Here is a 21,083-nt window from a genome sequence, read left to right as displayed (position 1 = left end):
TTCAACTCGTTATTCGGCTCGGGCTCGCACATGTATCGCCGCGAACGGCTCATTCTGCACCAGCTCGACCAAGGATTCCTTTACCAGTTCGAGGATCGCCATAAAGGTCACCACTACCCCCAGACGCCCCTCTTCAGCGGTGAACAGCTCGACAAAGGGCACGAAACCGCCGCCCTTGAGTCGCTCCAGTACATCGCTCATGCGTTCGCGAGTGGACAGTGCCTCGCGGCTGACCTGGTGGCTTTCGAACATGTCGCCCCGGCGCAAGACCTCGGCCATGGACATCAGCAACTCTTCCAGACTCACGTCCGGCAGCAGCTTGCGCGCCCGGGCTTCCGGCGCGTCGAGCTTGGGCACCACGACATCGCGGCCGACGCGGCTCAGGCCATCGATGCCTTCGGCGGCGGCCTTGAAGCGTTCGTATTCCTGCAAGCGGCGGATCAGTTCGGCGCGAGGGTCGTCTTCCTCGTCTTCAATGGTTTCGGCTCGCGGCAGCAACATCCGCGACTTGATCTCGGCAAGCATCGCGGCCATCACCAGGTACTCGGCGGCCAGTTCCAGGCGCACCGACTGCATCAACTCGACATAGCCCATGTACTGGCGGGTGATTTCCGCCACCGGGATGTCGAGGATATTGATGTTCTGTTTGCGGATCAGGTACAGGAGCAGGTCGAGCGGGCCTTCGAAGGCTTCCAGAAAGACCTCGAGCGCATCCGGCGGGATGTACAGGTCCAGCGGCATTTCCATGACCGCCTGGCCATAGACCATGGCGAAAGGCAGTTCTTGCTGGGCGCCGGCCTGGCTGTCGACGGGTTCTGGTTCTACTGCAGACATCTACGCCTCGGCCATGAATGGCGTAGGGTCGCCGCAACCGACACGGATGACTTCCGGCTCGCCGTCGGCGAGGTTGATCACGGTGGACGCCTTGATCCCGCCGAAACCGCCGTCGATGATCAGGTCCACCTGATGCTCCAGCAACTGGCGCATTTCGTAGGGATCGGTCAACGGGTCGGTGTCGCCGGGCATGATAAGGGTCACGCTCATCAGCGGTTCGCCGAGTTCTTCCAGCAGCGCCAACGCAATCGGGTGGCTTGGTACGCGCAGGCCGATGGTGCGTTTTTTCGGGTGCAGCAACAGCCGCGGGACTTCACGGGTAGCGTTGAGAATGAAGGTGTAAGGCCCTGGCAAATGGGCCTTGAGCAAACGGAAGGTGCCGGTGTCGATCTTGGCAAATAGCCCCAACTGCGACAGGTCGCTGCAAATCAACGCGAAGTTGTGCTTCTCATCCAGCTGACGCAACCGGCGCACACGCTCCACGGCGGTCTTGTCACCGATCTGGCAACCAATGGCATAGGAAGAGTCTGTGGGATAAATCACCACCCCGCCGTTGCGGATGATCTCGACAGCCTGTTTGATCAGGCGCGCTTGCGGGTTTTCCGGATGAATCTGGAAAAATTGACTCACATTCTCTACCTGTTCAGACGGCGGCAATAATTGGGTCATGTTTGAATCGACACCACAGTGGTGGCAGATCCTCCGGGAGCGGGCGGTATTCACCGATCTCGGACCAGCCTCCAGGGCCATGAAAATCACTGCCGGCGCTGACCAGCAGACCAAACTCACGGGCAAGAATCGCCAGGCTGCCCACTTGCTCGGAGGGCTGATGGCCATTGACCACTTCAATCGCGTGGCCCCCGGCTTGAATATAGTCAGAAATCAGGCGGCGACGCTTGCTGCGAGTGAAATCATAGTGCCAGGGATGCGCCAGGCTGACCCAGGCACCCGCGGCGCGCAGGGTCTCGACGGTGTCTTCGAGAGTCGGCCAGTGTAGTTTGACGTCCCCCAGCTTGCCGGCACCCAGCCATTTGCGGAACGCTTCGGCGCGATCCTTGACGAAACCTTCGCGCACCATCCAGTCGGCGAAGTGTGGACGGGCCGGCGCGTTGCCGCTGTCGCCCAGCTCCTGCTGAATCGCCCGGGCGCCGTCAAGCGCCCCCGGCATGCCTTTCAACGCCAACTTGCGGCTTATTTCTTCGGACCGAAGCCAACGGCCATCGTGCAGTTTGGCGATGGCCTCGACCAACGGCGCGGCATTGACGTCGAAACCGTAGCCCAGCACGTGAATGGTCGCCCCGCCCCAGGTGCAGGACAATTCGACGCCGTTGACCAGTTGCATCCCCAGCGCCGTCGCGGCGCTACGGGCCTCGTCGAGGCCTTCAAGGGTGTCGTGATCAGTCAAGGCCAGGACTCGCACGCCTTTCTCGAACGCACGCGCAACCAGTGCCGCAGGCGCCAGGGCGCCATCGGAGGCCGTGCTATGGCAGTGCAAATCAACATTCACAGGACTATGTAACCTCAAATCAGCGGACGCTATCGCGCGTCAATATGTTTGTTATTATGCCGCCACATCCTGCTTCTGGCTGCCACTGTGAAACAATTCATCGACTTCATCCCGCTTCTGCTGTTTTTCATCGTCTTCAAAATCGACCCGCGGGTCGTCGACATTGGCGGTCATCAACTGTCTGTCGGTGGTATTTACAGCGCCACCGCGATGCTGATCATCAGCTCCCTGGTGGTCTACGGCACGCTGTACATCAAGCAGCGCAAGCTGGAGAAAAGCCAGTGGCTGACCCTCATTGCCTGCCTGGTCTTCGGCAGCCTGACGCTGGCGTTCCACAGCGAGACCTTCCTCAAATGGAAAGCCCCGGTGGTCAACTGGCTGTTCGCCCTCGCGTTCATCGGCAGCCACTTTGTCGGTGACCAACTGCTGATCAAACGCATCATGGGCCACGCGCTGACCCTGCCGGAGCCGGTCTGGACCCGGCTGAACATCGCCTGGATCGTTTTTTTCCTGTTTTGCGGTGCCGCCAACCTGTTCGTCGCGTTCACCTTCCAGAGCTACTGGGTAGACTTCAAGGTCTTCGGCAGCCTGGGCATGACTTTGCTGTTCCTGGTCGGCCAGGGCATCTACTTGTCCCGCCATTTGCACGACGCCGACACCACAACGCCAAAAACCGAGGACTGACATGCTTTACGCAATCATTGCCACAGACGTCGCCAACTCCCTGGAAGCCCGACTGGCCGCACGGCCTGCGCACCTTGAGCGTCTGCAAGTGCTCAAAGGCGAAGGTCGTATCGTATTGGCCGGCCCACACCCGGCGGTCGACAGCAATGATCCGGGCGCGGCCGGTTTCACTGGCAGCCTGATCGTCGCCGAATTCGAATCCCTGAGCGCCGCCAAGGCCTGGGCCGACGCCGATCCGTACGTTGCCGCAGGCGTCTACGCCAATGTTCTGGTCAAGCCGTTCAAGCAAGTCCTGCCGTAAATTCCTTTTGCGCGATGAACCTTATCGGCTCATCGCGCGCTCAACGCTCATTATTCTCGTTTACCGGCCGACAACCTGCCCAATACTCGTATTGGAATCAGGAGTTGCGATGCGCAAAGGTCCGTTGTGTCTGATGTTGGTGACGTTGTCGATCATGGCGCCCGCCCATGGTGAAGAAAGCGCCAATGGCGGTAATTCGACGCCGCTGTCCTTGAGCGCCGGTAGCCAGATCACCGAGTTGCAACAGCGCTTGAAAGAAAGCGAGCAGCAACGAGAAACACTGAGCAAACAATTGCAAACCACCGATGGCGAACGCGAAAGCGCCCAGCTGAGCCGGTTGCGCCAGGAGAATCAGCGCCTGAAGCTGCAACTCAAGGAAACCCTGGCCAGCAGCCCGCTACCGCGCCTGCTGACCGATCAGCAGCAGTGGTTCGTTATTGGGGCCGCAGTAGCGCTATTGGCTCTGCTCTGCGGTATCTTCGCCAGTGGTGCCACCAGAAAACGTAGGCAATGGCTAAATTGAGTGAGTCATGAGCGAGCTGTTACTAATTGATGATGACCAGGAGCTGTGTGAGCTCCTGAGCAGTTGGCTGAGCCAGGAAGGCTTTCAGGTTCGCGCCTGCCACGATGGCCAGAGCGCTCGTCGCGCGTTGGCCGAAACGTCTCCGGCGGCCGTGGTGCTGGACGTGATGCTGCCGGACGGCAGCGGCCTGGAACTGCTCAAGCAACTGCGCAGCGACCATCCGGATTTGCCGGTGCTGATGCTGTCGGCCCGTGGCGAACCGCTGGACCGCATTCTCGGCCTGGAACTGGGCGCCGACGATTACCTGGCCAAGCCGTGCGACCCACGGGAACTGACCGCCCGCCTGCGCGCGGTGTTGCGCCGCAGTCATCCGACGGCTGTCTCCAGCCAGCTCGAACTGGGCGACCTGTGCTTCAGCCCGGTGCGCGGGGTGGTCAGCATCGATGAACAGGAATTCACCCTCACTGTTTCCGAAAGCCGCCTGCTCGAAGCCCTGCTCAAGCAGCCCGGCGAACCGCTGGATAAACAGGAACTGGCGCAAATCGCCCTCGGTCGCAAACTGACCCTGTACGACCGCAGCCTGGACATGCACGTCAGCAACCTGCGCAAAAAAATCGGCCCACACCCCGACGGCCGTCCGCGCATCGTGGCCCTGCGCAGTCGCGGTTACTACTACAGCCTGTAAGAACCGAGAAAGAACCGAATAACAGCAACCTGTGGCGAGGGAGCTTGCTCCCGCGGGGCTGCGAAGCGGCCCCACTCTTTACCTAAAAAGAAGGGGACTGCTGCGCAGTCCAGCGGGAGCAAGCTCCCTCGCCACAGTCTGGTGCCTGCATCTGGAATTTTGTCAGGAAGGCAGAAAACCGTCTTTACCCAAGCTTTACGCTCCGCTGACCGCCGTTGACCTTGATCTGCGTAATCTGCACACATCCGGAACGTACCGGGAACGAGACAAGGAGATACACCATGCGCAAGACTCTTATCGCTCTGATGTTTGCTGCCGCCCTGCCGACCGTTGCCATGGCCATGCCTGAAGGCACAGGCCCGATGGGTGATCACATGGACGGCTCACGCCACGGCGGTCAGATGCACGGCATGCACGGTAAAGGCCCTTACAGCCAACTGGACCTGAGCCGCGAACAGCGCGAGCAGATCCGTAAAATCATGGGCGAGCAGATGCACGAGCGTCAGCAACTGGTCGACAAGTACCTGGAAAAACTCTCTCCAGCTGACCAGAAAGCCCTGAAAGACGAGATGGAGGCCAAGCACAAGAAAGCCGAAGCCGACGTTCGCGCCCTGCTGAAACCGGATCAACAGAAGCAATTCGACGAGATCCAGAAGAAACAAGCTGAGCGTCGCGCCGAATGGGCCGAGTTCCAGGCCTGGAAAGCGCAGCAAGCGCAAAAAGCGCAATAATGCGTTAACCCCGGACCCAACGGCTAATCACCGTTGGGTCTGATTGTGCTTGTTCGAGGATTTTCTGTGCGCTCATTGTTCTGGCGTATCCTGGCCAGCTTCTGGCTGGCCATCGCTCTGGTTGCAGGGCTTTCCATTTTGCTGGGGCACATGCTCAACCAGGACGCGTGGATTCTCAGTCGCCACCCAGGCCTCAACACCCTGGCCGAACAGTGGACGCAAACCTACGAGAGCCAGGGCGAGGAAGCCGCCCAGGACATTCTGGAGCAGCGCAAGCGCCAGTATCACATCGACGTTCAGGTGCTCAACGAGGCAGGAGACCCGGTGGTACGCGGCACCTTCCCTCGGCGTGCAGCCGCCTTCGAAGCACGGCAGCAAAACGATGATCGGCGCCTGCCGTGGCGACGCCTGACCGATGAATACACCAGCGCCAAGACGGGCGACACCTACCTGCTGATCTATCGCATTCCGCACCCGGAACTGGACGCCTGGCACCGTGAAAGCCTGCTTTGGCCGTTGAGTGCGCTGGGTATCGCCCTGGTGGTACTGACCCTGTTCAGCCTGCTGGTGACCTTTTCCATCACCCGACCACTGAGCCGTTTACGTGGCGCAGTGCATGAGTTGGGACAGACGACCTATCAACAAAATAGCCTGGCGAAACTGGCCAACCGCCGCGATGAATTCGGCGTATTGGCCAACGACTTCAACCGCATGGGCGCGCGTCTGCAAAGCCTGATCGGCAGTCAGCGGCAATTGCTGCGCGATGTGTCCCATGAATTGCGCTCGCCCTTGGCCCGACTGCGCATTGCGTTGGCACTGGCCGAGCGGGCCAATCCCCAGGAACGGGAAAAACTCTGGCCGCGCCTGACCCGTGAATGTGATCGTCTGGAAGCGTTGATCAGCGAAATCCTGGTGTTGGCACGGGTCGATGCCGACAACGCCAGCGCCGAAGAGGTGGATCTCAACGCACTGCTCAATACTCTGCAAAAGGACGCTCAGCTAGGTTCGCCAGAGCAGAACGTGCGCCTTGAGGCCGAGCCGCAACTGAACCTCAGAGGCTGGCCGACCATGATCGAGCGCGCCGTGGACAACCTGCTGCGCAATGCCCAGCGCTTTAACCCGGTCGGGCAACCGATCGAAATGCAGGCGTCGCGTCAGGGCGACAGGATTGTGGTCAGCGTGCGCGATCATGGCCCTGGCGTAGAAGACGAGCATTTGAATCAACTGGGTGAACCGTTCTATCGGGCACCGGGGCAGACAACGGCCGGGCATGGCCTGGGGCTGGCCATTGCACGCCGTGCGGCGGAACGCCATGGCGGCAGTCTGGTACTGGCCAATCATCCTGGGGGCGGGTTTGTTGCCAGCCTGGAATTGCCGTTGGTGCCGGGGGCGGTGGTGCAGCCGTAAATTTGGGGGTGATGCAAAAAGATCGCAGCCTCGTTTCACTCGACAGCTCCTACAAGTGCAACGAGGCTGCGATCTTTTGATCTTCAGGCCTTACCGGACCAGGCGCTGACAAACTCGGCCAGATCAACCTTCTCCGCCACACGCGGTTCTTTCTGCGGCGTACCGAGATAAAGGAACGCAATCACCTCTTCCCCTTCGGCCAAACCCAACCCCTTGGCTACATGCGGCGAATAGGCCAGCTCACCGGTGCGCCATACGGCGCCAATGCCTTGCGCGTAAGCGGCCAGCAAAATCCCGTGAGCCGCGCAGCCTGCCGCCAACAATTGCTCGGATTTGGGGTATTTGACGTGATCCTGCAAACGCGCGATCACCACAACCACCAGCGGAGCACGCAGCGGGCCATTACGGGCCTTGTCCAGAGCGGCTTCTGACACCTCGCTGTCTTGCAGCTTCGCCGCTTCGGCCAGCAACTCGCCCATTTGCTCGCGCGCCGCGCCTTCGACTGTCAGGAAGCGCCAAGGCTGCAAATGGCCGTGGTCTGGCGCGCGCATCGCGGCGGCAAACAGTACTTCGCGTTGCTCGGCAGTAGGCGCCGGATCGAGTAGTCGTGGAACGGAAACACGGTTGAGCAAAGCGTCGAGAGCCTGCATCGGCCACCTCCTGAAAAAAATGTCTGCCTATTCTAGCGGTATCCGGCGCAGGGCTGCCGGTTTACATGCCCTGCCTCGCAGGTAGAATGGCGCCCTTCCCTACTTCAGCCCGAGCGGACTTCATGGCGTTGCCGACCTTACGGATCATTGGTTTCATCATCGGCATCTTCCTGATCACGCTGGCAATTTCCATGGTTGTGCCGATGGCCACCCTGGTGATCTTCGAGCGCACCAGCGACCTGCCGTCGTTCCTCTGGGCCAGCATGATTACCTTTGTCGCCGGCCTGGCCCTGGTCATTCCAGGGCGCCCCGAACACATCCATCTGCGCCCGCGAGACATGTACCTGCTGACCGTCAGCAGCTGGCTGGTGGTGTGCATCTTCGCCGCCCTGCCGTTCCTGCTGACCCAACACATCAGCTACACCGATTCGTTCTTCGAAAGCATGTCCGGCATCACCGCCACCGGTTCGACGGTGCTCACGGGCCTGGACACCATGTCCCCCGGCATCCTGATGTGGCGCTCATTGCTGCACTGGATCGGCGGAATCGGCTTTATCGGCATGGCGGTAGCGATTCTGCCATTGCTGCGCATCGGTGGCATGCGGCTGTTTCAGACCGAGTCGTCAGACCGTTCCGAAAAGGTCATGCCCCGTTCGCACATGGTGGCGCGTTTGATCGTTGCGACCTACGTCGGCATCACCATTTTCGGCAGCCTGGCGTTCTGGTGGGCCGGGATGAGCCCGTTCGACGCGATCAACCATGCAATGTCGGCGATTTCCACCGGCGGGTTTTCCACCTCCGACCAGTCTTTGGCCAAGTGGCCAGAGCCTGCGGTGCATTGGGTCGCGATCGTCATCATGATTCTCGGCGCCCTGCCGTTCACCCTGTATGTCGCCACATTGCGCGGTAACCGTCGGGCGCTGATCAAGGATGAACAGGTGCAAGGCTTGCTCGGCATGCTGCTGGTGACCTGGCTGGTGCTCGGCACCTGGTACTGGTGGACCACCCAATTGCATTGGCTGGACGCCTTGCGGCATGTGGCGCTGAACGTCACTTCGGTGGTGACGACGACAGGTTTTGCACTCGGGGACTACAGCCTCTGGGGCAACTTCTCGCTGATGCTGTTCTTTTATCTGGGGTTTGTTGGCGGCTGCTCGGGTTCGACCGCTGGCGGGATCAAGATTTTCCGCTTCCAGGTGGCCTACATTCTGCTCAAGGCCAACCTTAACCAGTTGATTCACCCGCGCGCGGTGATCAAGCAGAAGTACAACGGACACCGTCTCGACGAAGAAATCGTGCGTTCGATCCTGACCTTTTCGTTCTTTTTCGCCATCACCATTTGCGTGATCGCGCTGCTGTTGTCGCTGCTCGGCGTGGACTGGATGACAGCCCTTACCGGCGCGGCCAGCACAGTGTCTGGCGTCGGCCCGGGGTTGGGCGAAACCATTGGCCCGGCGGGTAACTTCGCCAGCCTGCCGGATGCCGCGAAGTGGATTCTCTCGTTCGGCATGCTGCTGGGCCGGCTGGAAATCATTACGGTGTTTGTTCTGTGTATCCCTGCGTTCTGGCGTCACTGACCGGCTTGAGCGCTTCCGTCAGCCGCGCCCGGTATTCGCCGGGGGTGGTGTCGAACCAGCGTCGGAAAGCGCGGAAGAAGTTGCTCGGATCGGCAAACCCCAGCAGGTAGGCAATTTCCAGCAGCGTCATGCTCGGTCGCGCCAGGTATTGCTCGGCCAGTTCACGCCGCGTGTCATCCAGCAACGTCTGAAAACTCGTGCCCTCTTCCTGCAAGCGTCGCTGCAAGGTGCGTTGTGACAGGTGCAGCGCCTGCGCCACTGCATCGCGCTTGGGTTCGCCCTGGGGCAGCAAGCGGCACAACACCTGCCGCGCATTGTGGGTCACGCGGCTCTCGGAAAACCGCGCCAGGTATTCACCGGCAAAGCGGTCGTGCAGCAGCGCCATGGCCTCGTTGGCAGTGGGCAACGGCGCCTCCAGGTCGGCGCGCTCGAAGATCAGGGCGTCATAGGGTGCGTTGAACATCATCGGTGCGTGGAAGGCTTGCTTATACGGTTCGAGATCGACGGGCTGATCACCCTGCAGCAGCACTTTGCGCGGACACAGCGTGCGCCCGGTCAACCAGCCGCAAAACGCCAGGGCACAGGCCATCGATGCTTCGGCGCTTTGTCGGGTCGGCGGCAAGTGGTCGCCATGCACCGTCAGAATCAGCGCATAACCCTCGTCCAATATGCGAAAACTCAGATCGGCACTTTCGGCAATGATTCGCTGATACCGCACCAGACGCTGAAAGCCTTCGGCCAGGGTCCGGCTGGACATCAAGGCATAACCGGCGACGTGCAGGGACGCCGGTCGCACCACCTTGCCCATGTTCAGGCCGATCGCCGGGTTGCCGGACAACTCGACCGCGCGCTGCCAGAGCCGCGTCATGGAATCTTGCGGGAAGCGCGCATCCGGATCATCCAGTGCCGCATAGTCGAGCCCTAGCTGCTTGAACAAAACCCGACAATCCAGGCCGTCCATTTCCAGTGCTTTGACAATCCCCATCGCCCAGCTTGCAGAAGTCGTTCTTTCGCTCATGGCGTTTACTACGTGATGGCCGCATGCCACGACCCAATTCCGAAGGATACTAAAGTGGCGCCTATTGTCACTGGCTGATGCCTATGATCACTCTAGACTTAAATAAGCTACCCGCAGCGCAACTTGTCGCCTGCGCGCACACCACAGAGATCGCAGTCGTGGAAAACATCAAACGTTTCAACAGCTTCGCTGCGTTTTACCCGTATTACCTCAGCGAACACCGCAACAGCACTTGCCGACGACTGCACTTTGTCGGCACCACGCTGGTTATTTTCATTCTGGCGCTGACCATCGTCAAAGGCGCATGGTGGCTGTTGCTGGCCCTGCCGCTGGCCGGTTACAGCTTCGCCTGGGTCGGGCATTTCTTCTTCGAGAAAAATCGCCCTGCAACCTTTCAGCATCCTCTTTACAGCCTGCTCGGCGATTTCGTCATGTACCGCGACATGATTGTGGGGCGCTTGCCGTTCTAGGCTCCATTGGCCTTACACTCCAAACATCCCTTTCAGTAAGAACAAGAGGATAGCCGATGAATGCCCGCGCCCGTTTTACTCACATGCAGGACGGCACGCAGGAAGACTGGGCGATCATCGCCGCAGACTTCAGCGCCTATGCCCGGCAATTGCCTACAAGGATCGTGGCGCATTTGAAGTTACTGGAGGGTGATTTCGGTGGTTTCCCGGTGGATCGCCTGACCCACTCCCTGCAAACCGCCAGCCGCGCCTGGCGCGATGGCCGCGACGAAGAGTACGTGGTCTGCGCCTTGCTCCATGACATCGGCGACACACTGGGGTCCTACAACCACCCGGACATCGCCGCGGCGATCCTCAAGCCGTTCGTCAGTGCCGAGAACCTGTGGATGGTGGAGAAACACGGGATTTTCCAGGGCTATTACTTCTTCCATCACCTGGGCATGGACCGGCACTTGCGCGAGCAATTCAGCGCTCATCCGCAGTATCAGGCGACCATCGAATTTTGCGCCCGGTACGACGCGGCGGCGTTCGATCCGGCATACGACACACTGCCGCTGAGCTTCTTCGAACCGATGATGGAACGGTTGTTTGCGCAGCCGAAGAACTCGATCTACAAGGCGGCGATGGAGGAACAAGCGCTATAGCCTGACACCACACCGTGGCGAGGGGGCTTGCCCCCGTTCGGCTGCGCAGCAGTCGTAAAACCTGCACATGCGATCCACCTGATACAACCGGGATAATGGTTTTTGGGCCGCTTCGCGACCCAACGGGGGCAAGCCCCCTCGCCACAGGTTTAAGCTGGTTCTGCGATTTTAATTGCCTTCAACTCCGCCTCCCGCGCCTGCGCATCGGCCAGCCGATACAACTCGATCGAACCATCCCAATGCTCGATCAGCGCCGTGCACGACTCCACCCAATCCCCGCAATTGAGGTAATCCACCTCGCCGACCTTGCGAATCTCGGCATGGTGAATGTGCCCGCACACCACGCCATGCAACTCGCGTTTGACGCATTCGTGGGCGATGGCTTCTTCAAAATCGCTGATGAAACTGACGGCGGTCTTGACCTTGTGCTTGAGGTACGCCGACAACGACCAATAGCCGTAGCCATAACGGGCCCGCCAATGGTTGAGCCAGCGGTTGAGGGTCAGGGTAAATTCGTAGGCCGAGTCGCCGAGGAACGCCAGCCAGCGGTGATAGCGAGTAATCACGTCGAACTGATCGCCATGAATCACCAGCAGATGACGACCATCGGCGGTCACGTGCACGGCTTCGTCCACCAGCTGGATATTGCCCAGCATCAGTTTCGAATAACGGCGCAGGAATTCGTCATGGTTGCCGGTGACGTAGATCACTTCTGTGCCGCGCTTGCTCATGGTCAGCAGGCGACGAATCACATTGGTGTGCGCCTGGGGCCAATACATGCCGCTGCGCAGTTTCCAGCCGTCAATGATGTCACCGACCAGGTAAATCTTGTCGGCGTGGTAGCCCTTGAGAAACTGCGACAGGTGTTCGGCCTGGCAGTCCCGTGTGCCTAAATGCACGTCGGAAATCCATAAGGTCCGCACACGTTGCTTACGGCTGGGTTTGGCGAGCTCGGCGCTGGTCATGGGCAACCCTCTGGACAAGTTTTGGCAAGCTTGCGCCGGTCGGGTTAATTGCCCATGACAATCGCAAGTCAGTCCTGTGACAACGCGCGAACGCAGGGCCTCGGTGTAGACTGGCGGCTTCACTCATCAATATCGCCACGAGACCTGCGATGAGACCGATCCTCACACTACGCCAATACACCCACGACCTGATCGTCCACAGCCACGACTACGCGCAACTGGTATTCGGGCTGTCGGGTGCACTGGATTTCGAGGTCGAGGGGCTTGGCAGTCAGGTGGTTCAGCAGAGTTTCGTGGTGGTGCCGTCCGGGGCGCATCATGCCTGCGACAGTGCCCATGGCAGTCGTTGCCTGGTGCTGGATGTACCGAGCGATCAGTGGGTGTCTCAGTCACTGGGGGACCACGCCGAGGCCAGCCGCCGCTTGCTCGACAATGCCGGGCGCCTGTCGCTGGACGCCGGGCAAAGCCAATTGGTGAGCTGGCTGGCGGGCAGCCCGATCAGTGATCCGCTGATCGCCCAGCAAGGCGCGGTGTTGCTGCTGGCCAGCCTCAACAATGCCAGGCCCGACACGGTCGGCGGTCGTCGTCTGCCGTATGCAGCGCTCAACGCTCACATCGATCAATACGCGGCCTATCCACTGCAAGTCGCCGATCTGGCGCGCATTGCCGGCCTGTCCAGCGCTCGCTTGCACGCGCGATTCGTGGCGGAATGCGGGCAAACACCGATGGACTACATCCGCAGTCGCCGACTGCACATCGCCGTGCGCTTGTTGCGCGATTCGGCGTTGCCCATTGGCGAGATCGCCTGTCGGGTCGGCTACAGCTCCCAGAGCGCATTCGCCGCAGCAGTGCTGCGTGAGTTCGGCGCCTCACCCGGTAAATTGCGTCGCGAGGCTGGCGACAAATGACGCGAGTCTGGCGACAGACACCCGCAAGCACATCGTTCATTGTGCATGTGTTCGTTTGTCTTTAAGGATTGCAATGACTCCCCGTACCGCCCTTGGCGCTCTGCATATCGGTGCACTGATGTTCGGCCTGACCGGCGTGTTCGGCAAACTTGCCGCCGCCTCACCGGCGATCATCGTGTTCGGTCGTGCCGCGTTTGCCGTCCTCGCCCTGGCGTTTTTCGCACGGTTCGCCAGTAATACCCGTTGGCAGACACTCGACGCCGTGGACTGGCGCCGCCTGTTGCTCAGCGGCTTGCTGCTGACCGGGCACTGGGTGAGTTTCTTCATCGCGGTGAAGGTGGCCGGGGTGGCGATCGCGACCCTGGGCTTTGCCAGTTTCCCGGCGTTTACCGTGATCCTCGAAGGGCTGATTTTCCGCGAGCGCATCCGCGCCAATGAAATTCTGCTGGTGGTACTGGTCAGCATCGGTTTGGTACTGGTCACACCGGACTTCGATCTGGCCAGCGGCGCCACCACCGGCCTGTTGTGGGCAGTGGCCTCCGGCCTGCTGTTCTCCCTGCTGTCCCTGACCAACCGCGCCAGCTCCGGGCGAATCCCGCCGGTGCAGGCGGCGCTGTGTCAGAACGTAGTAGTTGCGATCTGCCTGCTGCCGGTGGCGATGCCGCAGTTTAGCGAGGTACGCGCCATCGACTGGCTGTGGATTGGCCTGCTCGGGGTGTTCTGCACCGGCGTCGCTCACAGCCTGTTCGTCGCCAGCCTGGCGGTGATCAAGGCCCGGACCGCGTCAGTGGTGTTTGCCCTGGAGCCGGTTTACGGCATCACCCTGGCCTGGTTGTTGTTCGATGAAAACCCGACGCTGCGCATGCTGATCGGCGGCGCGTTGATCATCGTGGCCATCGTGGTCTCCAGCCGGTTGTCCGGCAGTTCAGGCCAAAAGACCGTTGCCGCGCAAGCGCCGTCTCACTGAGTGCGGTCGCTGTGGCCCAGGTCACGGTCCGGATCGATCTGATCGCGGACCCGCTGCTTGAGCACCTTGGCCTCGGGGAAACCGCCGTCGGCCTTGCGCTCCCAGAGCTGCACATCGTCGCAGAAAATGTGGAACACCCCACCGGTGCCAGGCACCAGGGACACTTTGCCCAGGTCGTCGCCGAAGGTGCTGAGCAGTTCCTGGGCCAGCCAGGCGGCGCGCAACAGCCATTGGCATTGCGTGCAGTAGGTGATGACGATTTCCGGTTTACGTGCGGTCATGATTGGCAAAATTCCTGAGCCTGTGGGCGTCGCCATGATAAACCGCATAACCGAAGATCTTCAGCGAATTCCGGCCAATAGCGTCCGGGCCGTCTCCTTCAGCGGTTCGTCGCCCTCCTTGAGCAACTCGTTGAGCAGCTCGATGGCGCTGTCCAGATCACCGTCGTCGATGCAGGTCTGGGCCTGTTCGAGTTTGCCCGCGCTACTCGGCTCGGCCGGTTCAAGATCGATCAATTCAGCATTCAGCGGCTCAAGTTCCAGCGGCTGGCCGGGATCGCTGAATTCGTTGAGAAAGGTCTCGTCCAGAGCTTGCGAGTCAGGTTCGGCGACCCATTCAAGCTCGGGTTCGTCCAGCGTCGGCTCGTCGGATATTTCAAAGACATCGGGCAACACATGCAGATTCGAAGTGAACCCCGGCTCGTCTGCCGGTGATGGCTCATTCGATGGCTTGGCGCTGGGCGGTGAGTTGTCGAAGGGGCTGATCAGGTCCCAGTTCGCATCCATCGACAGGTCGTCAAGGTTCAACTGGAACTCATCGCTCGGTGCCGCTTCAGGGATTGCAGGCGTGGACGGAGTCACTGTCACGGCGGTGGCCACCGGCACAGCGCCGATCAGCTTCGGATGGCGGTTGCGGATGTCCTGAAGTTGCTGTGCGTCAAACCCGGCATCACGCAGGCTACTTTCCTGCGCGTCATACGCTTGCACGTCACCCTGTTTACCAAGAACCTCCAGCAGTTGCACGGCCAGATCGGTGCGCTGGGGCTCCTTGACCAACGCCTCTCGCAACAAACCGGCAGCTTCGGACAAACGGCCATAGGCGAGGTAGATACTAACCCCTTCCAACACGTCGCCTGCGGTAGTCTCATCAGCCGATCCGGCTACCGATTGCGCCTGGGTGGCAGGCCTGTCCGGTTCTGCCGTGCGGTTGAGCACCGGTTCATGACGCGGCGGCTGCACGGGTAGTGGCTCGGGCAAGGCCTGAATCTGCTGTCGTTGACGGCGAATGAACACGGCGAGCGACACCAGGGCCACCAGCGACAACAACCCGATGATCAGCGGCCAATGGGATGTTTCGGACGTCTCGACAACCACCGGAACCGTCGCCGGCACCTCGGGTGCGGCAGGCGCCGCCGACGCCTGTTTGACTTCCGCCAGTTGGGTTTGCAGCTCAGTCACCTGTTTTTTATGAACGGCAATCTGCTCGTCCTGTGCCTGCAGCTTCGCATTGAGTTCATCGATGGTCTTTTGCAGCTGCTGGTTTTGCAGCACGCTGGTGGCCAGTTGTTCGGCAACAGGATCACTCGCCGGCGCAGTGGCTGGTTTATCGACATCAGGCTTGGGTGCCGAACTATTCACCGCAGGTGGCGGTGCAACAGCCGGTTCGACGGACGGGAACGCTGAATCCTGAGGGCTCGGCGCGGGGTCGTCGTTGACGGGAACAATCCCCGGCGAACCCGGCGGATCGATCAGCACGGTGTACTCGCGCAGCAAACGCCCGTTGGGCTGATTGAGCTGCACCAGAAAATTCAGAAAGGGCTCCTTGACCGGTTTGCTGGACGTCACCCGGATCAGGTTGCGGTTGCCCCGCAAGATCGGCGTGAATTTCAGGTTATTGAGGAAAAACACCCGCTCGACACCGGCGCGGCTGAATTCTTCCGCCGTCGCCAGGCTGACTGACAGCTCGCCCTCCTCCAGACCACCGACGTCCACCAGGGCAATATCGGCGCTGAACGGCTGATTGAGCGCCGAATGCTGGGTGATGTCGCCCAACCCGAGCGCAGGAGCCAATGCCGAGTACGTGACAGCACCACCGACCAGCAACAGCCTGGCGCAACACCGCAATACGACTTGCCAACTCTCGAGCATGAGCATCCCTTAAATAACCAGAACCAACCTGTACGTGTTCGCACTTCCGGTACGAACACGATATTGCCTAGTAGTTCTTTATAGTCTGCCCAACGGGGTATCTCAAAAGTCCGACGCGTGGTTGTGCCTCAAGATTTTTCCAGGTTGGCCAGGATGTGCCCGTGGACACGCATGCAGACCTTCAAATCCGCCTCATCAACGCCTTCGAACAATTCGTGGCGCAGTTGCGTGGCAATGGTTTCAATTTGTTCGATCAAGGGCCGGGCCGGGGCACAGAGGACGATTTTTTTCGCCCGACGGTCTTCCAGCACTGATTGGCGTTGCACCAGGCCCTGACTTTCCAGGCTGTCGAGCAGTCGAGCCAGGGTAGGCCCTTCAACGCCGACGCTTTGCGCCAGTTCACGCTGGGTGGGAGCATCATCGAAACGTGCCAGGTGCAGCAGCACCAGCCAGCGCGCCTGGGACAGACCCAGGCCAGCCAGTCGGCGGTCCAGTTCGGCACGCCAGCCCCGAGACATCTGGGCCAGTTGCATGCCAAAGCGGTGTTGATCGGTTAACGGCATAAAACACTCATGGTTAGACTGAAATAGAGAAAAACTAATTATTAGTCAGCTAAGCATGACCTTTGGCTATAGGCAAGGTTTGCTCTGTACTAAATCGTTACACCTGCGCGACAGGTCATTCAAATTTCGAATTCCGACTGCAGCGCGGCACGTACGCAATACAAAACGCCTTCCGGCACCCGTCCTGCGAACAACGCGGCGATCTCCGCCACCGGCGGCAACTCGCCTTCGCCATCGAGGAAAGCGTCCTGAACTTCGCCCATCAACTCTTCGGGCAGGTCCAGCGCCTGTTCCAGCGACAGCTGCTGCTTGCCAATGGCCTCGGCGAGCATCGTGTAGACGTTCTTTTCCGAGCATTGCAGCTGACCGGCGATCTGCAGCGGTGTCATGCCGGCCCGGGCCAGCGTGATCAGCTCGTGGCGCACATCGGCCACCACTTTCGGTGCCTCGACCTGACCGCCGAGCACTTCGAGGAAGGCCTCGCCGTAACGTTCCAGTTTGCGCGCGCCGACACCGCTGACCGTAGCCATTTCCGCCAGCGAGGTCGGCTGGCTGCGGAGCATTTCCAGCAGCGTCGAATCGGGGAAGATGACGTACGGCGGCACGCCATGTTCTTCGGCCAGTTTGCGACGCAAGGCACGCAGGGCTTCCCACTGTTCGCGCTCCTCGAAGCGGACCAGTTGGCTCGCCTGGCTCTTGCTGCTTTTGGCGGTGGTTTGCGGCTTGAGGTCGCGGCGCAGTTCCAGGGTCACTTCGCCTTTGAGCAGCGGCCGGCAGGTATCGCTCAGGCGCAGCCCGCCGTAGCCTTCGAGGTCGATGTCCGCCAGGCCGCGAGCAACAAGTTGTCGGAACAAGGAGCGCCATTCACTTTCTCCCAGCGCTTTGCCTACGCCGTATACCGACAAATGCTGATGGCCAAAACTGCGGACCTTTTCGTTGTCCTTGCCCAGCAACACGTCCACCAGATGGCCGACGCCGTAACGCTGACCGGTGCGGTAGGTCGCCGACAACGCCTGACGCGCCGGCTCGGTGGCGTCCCAGGTCTGCACACCGTCGACACAATTGTCGCAGTGGCCGCAGGGCTCGGGCATGTCTTCGTCGAAGTACGCCAGCAGGGTCTGGCGGCGGCAGCGGGTTTCTTCGCAGAGCGAGAGCATGGCGTCGAGCTTGTGCTGCTCCAGACGCTTGTGGCGTTCGTCGCCTTCGGAGTTTTGCAGCATCTGCTTGAGCATCACCACGTCTTGCAGGCCGTACGCCATCCAGGCATCCGCCGGCAGACCGTCACGACCGCCGCGACCGGTTTCCTGGTAATACGCCTCAAGGGACTTCGGCAAGTCGAGGTGAGCCACAAAACGCACGTTGGGCTTGTCGATGCCCATGCCGAACGCCACGGTAGCGACCATGATCAGGCCTTCCTCGTTGAGGAAGCGCTTTTGGTGATGTGCCCGGGTTTCGTTGGCCAGACCGGCGTGGTACGGCAGCGCCGGGAAGCCTTGTTCACTGAGGAACACCGCCACTTCGTCGACCTTTTTGCGCGACAGGCAGTAAACGATGCCGGCATCGCTGCGCCGCTCGGCGAGGAACGCCAGCAACTGCTTGCGCGGCTGCTCCTTGGGCACGATGCGATAGAAAATGTTCGGGCGGTCGAAACTCGACAGGAAACGCTCGGCATCCTGCAAATGCAGGCGATCGACGATTTCTTCCCGGGTGCGCTTGTCGGCGGTGGCGGTCAGGGCGATGCGCGGGACGCTGGGGAACAATTCCGCCAACTGGCCCAGTTGCAGGTATTCACGGCGGAAGTCGTGGCCCCATTGAGACACGCAGTGCGCTTCGTCGATGGCGAACAGGGCGATTTCGAGGCTTTGCAGGAAGGCCAGCATCCGTGGCTGAACCAGACGCTCGGGCGCCAGGTAGAGCATTTTCACCTCACCGCGCTTGATCCGCGCGGCGAGATCGCGCTGCTGCTCGGCGCTGAGGGTGGAGTTCAACGACGCCGCGGCGACACCCAGCTCTTCGAGGGTGGCAACCTGATCGTCCATCAGCGCGATCAGCGGCGATACCACCACCGCCAAGCCTTCGCGCAGCAGCGCCGGCACCTGGAAGCACAAGGACTTGCCGCCCCCGGTAGGCATCAGCACCAGGGCGTCGCCGCCACTGGCCACGCGCTCAATGATTGCACCCTGACGGCCACGGAAACTGTCGTAGCCGAAGATGTCCTTGAGGACGCGTTGAGCCTGTTCGAGCATAAAAACTCCAAAAATCACCGAAACATCCCTGCAAGGCTGGTTCAGAACCACGAAAGCTGCACAAACAAATCATAAGTGCGCATTGCGTGACGCTGCATATTTCAGCCGTGACGCCAGCAGGGCATCACAAAACGCGCGAGTATACCCGAGCCCTCCCCTGCAAAGGGCGCCGCTGATAAGACGCACACAAGCCAACCGCGGGAGCAAATATGCCGCGCGGCTGGCCTGAGCGCTCAAGAAGGCCTAGAATTCCCGCATCGTATATTCCCCAAGGTAGCCCTTTAATGTCCTTCGCTGAGCAACTAACCCGCCTGCAAGTCTTCCTCGACGCCGACGAGCTGCATGACGAGGCGCTGGACTACGTGGCCGCCCACGGCTACCTCACTGCGCTGTCGATCTGTTCCGAAAGCGTTCCCGACCGCGAATGGATCGACGCGCTCTTCGCCGAAGAGCCGCATTACGCCGACGACACTGAGCGTGAAGCAATCGAATCCACCCTGGTGCTGCTCAAGGCTCACATCGCCCGCCAACTGGCGTCCGACGAAGAGTTCGAGCTGCCGTGCGACCTCGACCTGGGCGATGACCCGGACGATTCCGACCTGCGCGGTTGGTGCATCGGCTTCATGGAAGGCGTGTTCCTGCGCGAAGCGGCCTGGTTCGAAACCGCCGAAGACGAAGTCAGTGAAATGCTGCTGCCGATCATGGTCGGTTCGGGTCTGTTCGACGAACAGCCTGAGTTCTCCGACATCGCGGCCGACGCCAACCTGATGGACGACATGATCGTGCAAATCCCGGAAGCCCTGACCGCGCTGTACTTGCTGTGCAACGCGCCAGACGAAAAACCGGCGATCCTCAAGCCACGTCACCACTAAGGTTTTGCCTATGGACAACCCCATAGGCAACCACCCCCTGATGTTGCGCTACGTGCTGCTGGCCATCGGCTGGCTGAGCGTAGTGCTAGGGGTGATCGGGATTTTCCTGCCGGTGCTGCCCACCACACCGTTCCTGTTGCTGGCGGCAGCCTGTTTCGCCCGCAGTTCGCCGCGTTTCTATCACTGGCTGGTTGAACATCCACAGCTTGGGCCGTGGGTTCGCGACTATCTGGACGGCAACGGCATCCCGCTCAAGGGCAAGGTCTACGCCATCGGATTGATGTGGGCGAGCATCCTGTTCTCCTGCTACCTGGTGCCCCTGCCGTGGGCACGCGGGTTCATGCTGACCAGTGCGGTGCTGGTGACGATCTACATCCTCAAACAGAAAACCTTGCATAAACCCTGATCCCCCTCTGTGGCTCGAGGCTTTTGTGGCGAGGGAGCTTGCTCCCGTTGGGTTGCGAAGCGACCCCAAAACCAGCCACCCAATTTCTGCTGACACACCGCATTGACTGGTGTTGCGACTGCTGCGCAGCCGAACGGGAGCAAGCTCCCTCGCCACAGAAAACAACCCGCCGACATCCTTTCGTCCGACGACCTGCCCTCCCTCGACGTAAACACCGCCTAGACTCCAGACATCTGCACCCGAGCAGCCAGACATGTCCCGCGGTCCGCGTAGTCCAGGATGGTCAACGCTCCGACTTCGGTTCGGCGGATGGCTGTTGCTGGTGAGTTTTCTGCTGGCCGGGTTGGGCAGTGTCTGGGCTGACCGGGATTTTGCGCAGGTTCTGCAAACGGCCGAAAAACGCTACGGCCCCCTTGGCGAGGCACAGGGACGGATCGAGGCCTGGAGCCAAATGCTGCAAAGCGAACGCAACCAGCCTGAGCGCGAACAACTGAACGCGGTCAATCGCTTCTTCAATCAGCAACTGAGTTTTCAGGATGACACACGCATCTGGCATCAGACCGATTACTGGGCCACGCCCGTGGAATCCTTGATCAAAGCCGCAGGCGACTGTGAAGACTACGCCCTGGCGAAATATTTCAGCCTGCGTCACCTCGGGATTCCCAGCGAAAAACTGCGCATCACCTACGTCAAGGCCCTGACCCAGAACCAGGCGCACATGGTATTGACCTTCTACAGCAGCCCCACGGCCGATCCGCTGGTGCTGGACAACCTGATCGACGAGATCCGCCCCGCTTCCCAACGCAACGACTTACTGCCGGTTTACGCCTTCAACGCCGAAGGCTTGTACTTGCCGGGGGCCAATGGCGGTAAACGTAGCAGTGACTCGAAAAAACTGTCGCGCTGGCAAGACGTACTGAAAAAGATGCAAATCGAAGGGTTCGCCGTGGGCGAAGGCTAGTCGCCACAGCAAGGAGC

At 60.5% G+C, this 21,083-nt stretch carries 24 protein-coding genes; 14 read left to right on the top strand and 10 right to left on the bottom strand.

Annotated features, from left to right (window positions below; translation table 11 throughout):
• Positions 1 to 9: 9 nt before the first annotated feature.
• From AC1RO5_RS23905 to AC1RO5_RS23895, 3 genes are read right to left on the bottom strand one after another with little or no spacing between them, the layout of a single operon-like run.
• The gene (locus AC1RO5_RS23905; protein WP_007938531.1) at positions 10 to 834 is read right to left on the bottom strand and encodes a segregation and condensation protein A; all 825 of its coding nucleotides are present in this window, start codon (positions 832 to 834) and stop codon (positions 10 to 12) included.
• Positions 835 to 1,464, bottom strand: coding sequence for an L-threonylcarbamoyladenylate synthase (locus AC1RO5_RS23900; RefSeq protein ID WP_007938530.1), 630 nt, complete (start codon positions 1,462 to 1,464; stop codon positions 835 to 837).
• Positions 1,465 to 1,477: 13 nt separating this feature from the next.
• A complete protein-coding gene (locus AC1RO5_RS23895; protein WP_493177994.1) occupies positions 1,478 to 2,341 on the bottom strand; it encodes a PHP domain-containing protein in 864 nt (287 codons plus the stop codon).
• An 87-nt stretch (positions 2,342 to 2,428) separates the two neighbouring features.
• Between AC1RO5_RS23895 and AC1RO5_RS23890 the strand changes: the two genes are divergently transcribed.
• The 6 genes from AC1RO5_RS23890 to AC1RO5_RS23865 all read left to right on the top strand — a co-directional run bounded on the left by AC1RO5_RS23890 (position 2,429) and on the right by AC1RO5_RS23865 (position 6,672).
• Positions 2,429 to 3,025: a septation protein A gene (locus tag AC1RO5_RS23890; protein WP_019648070.1), complete on the top strand. Its 597-nt coding sequence runs from the start codon at positions 2,429 to 2,431 to the stop codon at positions 3,023 to 3,025.
• Position 3,026: 1 nt separating this feature from the next.
• On the top strand, positions 3,027 to 3,326 hold the full coding sequence (locus AC1RO5_RS23885; RefSeq protein ID WP_019579534.1) for a YciI family protein: 300 nt from the start codon (positions 3,027 to 3,029) through the stop codon (positions 3,324 to 3,326).
• 109 nt (positions 3,327 to 3,435) lie between these two features.
• Complete coding sequence (locus AC1RO5_RS23880; RefSeq protein WP_064619574.1) at positions 3,436 to 3,849, top strand: hypothetical protein; 414 nt, start codon at positions 3,436 to 3,438, stop codon at positions 3,847 to 3,849.
• Between the two features lie 7 nt (positions 3,850 to 3,856).
• Positions 3,857 to 4,534, top strand: a complete 678-nt coding sequence (locus AC1RO5_RS23875) for a response regulator transcription factor (RefSeq protein ID WP_008010984.1) — start codon at positions 3,857 to 3,859, stop codon at positions 4,532 to 4,534.
• Between the two features lie 281 nt (positions 4,535 to 4,815).
• Positions 4,816 to 5,265: an LTXXQ domain-containing protein gene (locus tag AC1RO5_RS23870; protein ID WP_019648068.1), complete on the top strand. Its 450-nt coding sequence runs from the start codon at positions 4,816 to 4,818 to the stop codon at positions 5,263 to 5,265.
• A 66-nt stretch (positions 5,266 to 5,331) separates the two neighbouring features.
• Positions 5,332 to 6,672, top strand: coding sequence for a sensor histidine kinase (locus AC1RO5_RS23865; protein WP_493177992.1), 1,341 nt, complete (start codon positions 5,332 to 5,334; stop codon positions 6,670 to 6,672).
• An 83-nt stretch (positions 6,673 to 6,755) separates the two neighbouring features.
• Here AC1RO5_RS23865 and AC1RO5_RS23860 read toward each other — a convergent pair whose 3' ends face one another.
• Entirely contained in the window at positions 6,756 to 7,322 is a 567-nt protein-coding gene (locus AC1RO5_RS23860) for an NAD(P)H nitroreductase (RefSeq protein ID WP_086946375.1), read from the bottom strand.
• 122 nt (positions 7,323 to 7,444) lie between these two features.
• On the opposite strand from AC1RO5_RS23860, the gene AC1RO5_RS23855 reads away from it, so the two are divergent.
• Entirely contained in the window at positions 7,445 to 8,899 is a 1,455-nt protein-coding gene (locus tag AC1RO5_RS23855; RefSeq protein WP_007938514.1) for a TrkH family potassium uptake protein, read from the top strand.
• On the opposite strand, the gene AC1RO5_RS23850 is transcribed toward AC1RO5_RS23855, so the two are convergent.
• Positions 8,856 to 9,917, bottom strand: a complete 1,062-nt coding sequence (locus tag AC1RO5_RS23850; RefSeq protein WP_493177991.1) for an AraC family transcriptional regulator — start codon at positions 9,915 to 9,917, stop codon at positions 8,856 to 8,858. The two genes, AC1RO5_RS23855 and AC1RO5_RS23850, sit on opposite strands and share 44 nt — an antisense overlap.
• Positions 9,918 to 10,075: 158 nt before the next feature.
• Here AC1RO5_RS23850 and AC1RO5_RS23845 point away from each other — a divergent pair, with 158 nt between their 5' ends.
• Positions 10,076 to 10,387, top strand: a complete 312-nt coding sequence (locus AC1RO5_RS23845; protein WP_493177990.1) for an Mpo1-like protein — start codon at positions 10,076 to 10,078, stop codon at positions 10,385 to 10,387.
• Between the two features lie 56 nt (positions 10,388 to 10,443).
• On the top strand, positions 10,444 to 11,031 hold the full coding sequence (locus AC1RO5_RS23840) for an HD domain-containing protein (RefSeq protein ID WP_493177989.1): 588 nt from the start codon (positions 10,444 to 10,446) through the stop codon (positions 11,029 to 11,031).
• A gap of 149 nt (positions 11,032 to 11,180) precedes the next feature.
• Here AC1RO5_RS23840 and AC1RO5_RS23835 read toward each other — a convergent pair whose 3' ends face one another.
• Positions 11,181 to 11,996, bottom strand: a complete 816-nt coding sequence (locus AC1RO5_RS23835) for a UDP-2,3-diacylglucosamine diphosphatase (protein ID WP_493177987.1) — start codon at positions 11,994 to 11,996, stop codon at positions 11,181 to 11,183.
• Between the two features lie 149 nt (positions 11,997 to 12,145).
• Between AC1RO5_RS23835 and AC1RO5_RS23830 the strand changes: the two genes are divergently transcribed.
• Both AC1RO5_RS23830 and AC1RO5_RS23825 read left to right on the top strand, forming a co-directional pair.
• Positions 12,146 to 12,904, top strand: coding sequence for a helix-turn-helix transcriptional regulator (locus AC1RO5_RS23830; protein WP_493177986.1), 759 nt, complete (start codon positions 12,146 to 12,148; stop codon positions 12,902 to 12,904).
• Positions 12,905 to 12,977: 73 nt separating this feature from the next.
• A complete protein-coding gene (locus AC1RO5_RS23825) occupies positions 12,978 to 13,871 on the top strand; it encodes a DMT family transporter (RefSeq protein WP_493177985.1) in 894 nt (297 codons plus the stop codon).
• Here AC1RO5_RS23825 and AC1RO5_RS23820 read toward each other — a convergent pair.
• The 4 genes from AC1RO5_RS23820 to recQ all read right to left on the bottom strand — a co-directional run bounded on the left by AC1RO5_RS23820 (position 13,865) and on the right by recQ (position 18,827).
• A complete protein-coding gene (locus AC1RO5_RS23820; protein ID WP_413696198.1) occupies positions 13,865 to 14,152 on the bottom strand; it encodes an Rdx family protein in 288 nt (95 codons plus the stop codon). The genes AC1RO5_RS23825 and AC1RO5_RS23820 overlap by 7 nt on opposite strands.
• A 60-nt stretch (positions 14,153 to 14,212) precedes the next feature.
• On the bottom strand, positions 14,213 to 16,018 hold the full coding sequence (locus AC1RO5_RS23815) for a motility hub landmark protein FimV (RefSeq protein WP_493177983.1): 1,806 nt from the start codon (positions 16,016 to 16,018) through the stop codon (positions 14,213 to 14,215).
• A 128-nt stretch (positions 16,019 to 16,146) separates the two neighbouring features.
• A complete protein-coding gene (locus AC1RO5_RS23810; protein ID WP_007895007.1) occupies positions 16,147 to 16,581 on the bottom strand; it encodes a MarR family transcriptional regulator in 435 nt (144 codons plus the stop codon).
• 119 nt (positions 16,582 to 16,700) lie between these two features.
• Positions 16,701 to 18,827 carry a DNA helicase RecQ gene (gene recQ / locus AC1RO5_RS23805; RefSeq protein WP_493177982.1) on the bottom strand — a complete coding sequence of 709 codons (2,127 nt, stop codon included), beginning with the start codon at positions 18,825 to 18,827 and terminating at the stop codon, positions 16,701 to 16,703.
• Between the two features lie 284 nt (positions 18,828 to 19,111).
• Between recQ and AC1RO5_RS23800 the strand changes: the two genes are divergently transcribed.
• The 3 genes from AC1RO5_RS23800 (at position 19,112) to lapG (ending at position 21,066) form a co-directional block, all read left to right on the top strand.
• Positions 19,112 to 19,699 (top strand): UPF0149 family protein, encoded by a 588-nt coding sequence (locus tag AC1RO5_RS23800; protein ID WP_007938492.1) that lies wholly within the window; start codon positions 19,112 to 19,114, stop codon positions 19,697 to 19,699.
• Positions 19,700 to 19,709: 10 nt separating this feature from the next.
• Entirely contained in the window at positions 19,710 to 20,105 is a 396-nt protein-coding gene (locus AC1RO5_RS23795; RefSeq protein ID WP_493177981.1) for a YbaN family protein, read from the top strand.
• A 253-nt stretch (positions 20,106 to 20,358) separates the two neighbouring features.
• Positions 20,359 to 21,066, top strand: a complete 708-nt coding sequence (lapG, locus tag AC1RO5_RS23790) for a cysteine protease LapG (protein ID WP_493177979.1) — start codon at positions 20,359 to 20,361, stop codon at positions 21,064 to 21,066.
• Positions 21,067 to 21,083 lie beyond the last annotated feature (17 nt).

The organism is Pseudomonas sp. GW822-FHT02G04 (assembly GCF_058802085.1).
This window is presented reverse-complemented; position numbering and strand designations above follow the sequence as displayed.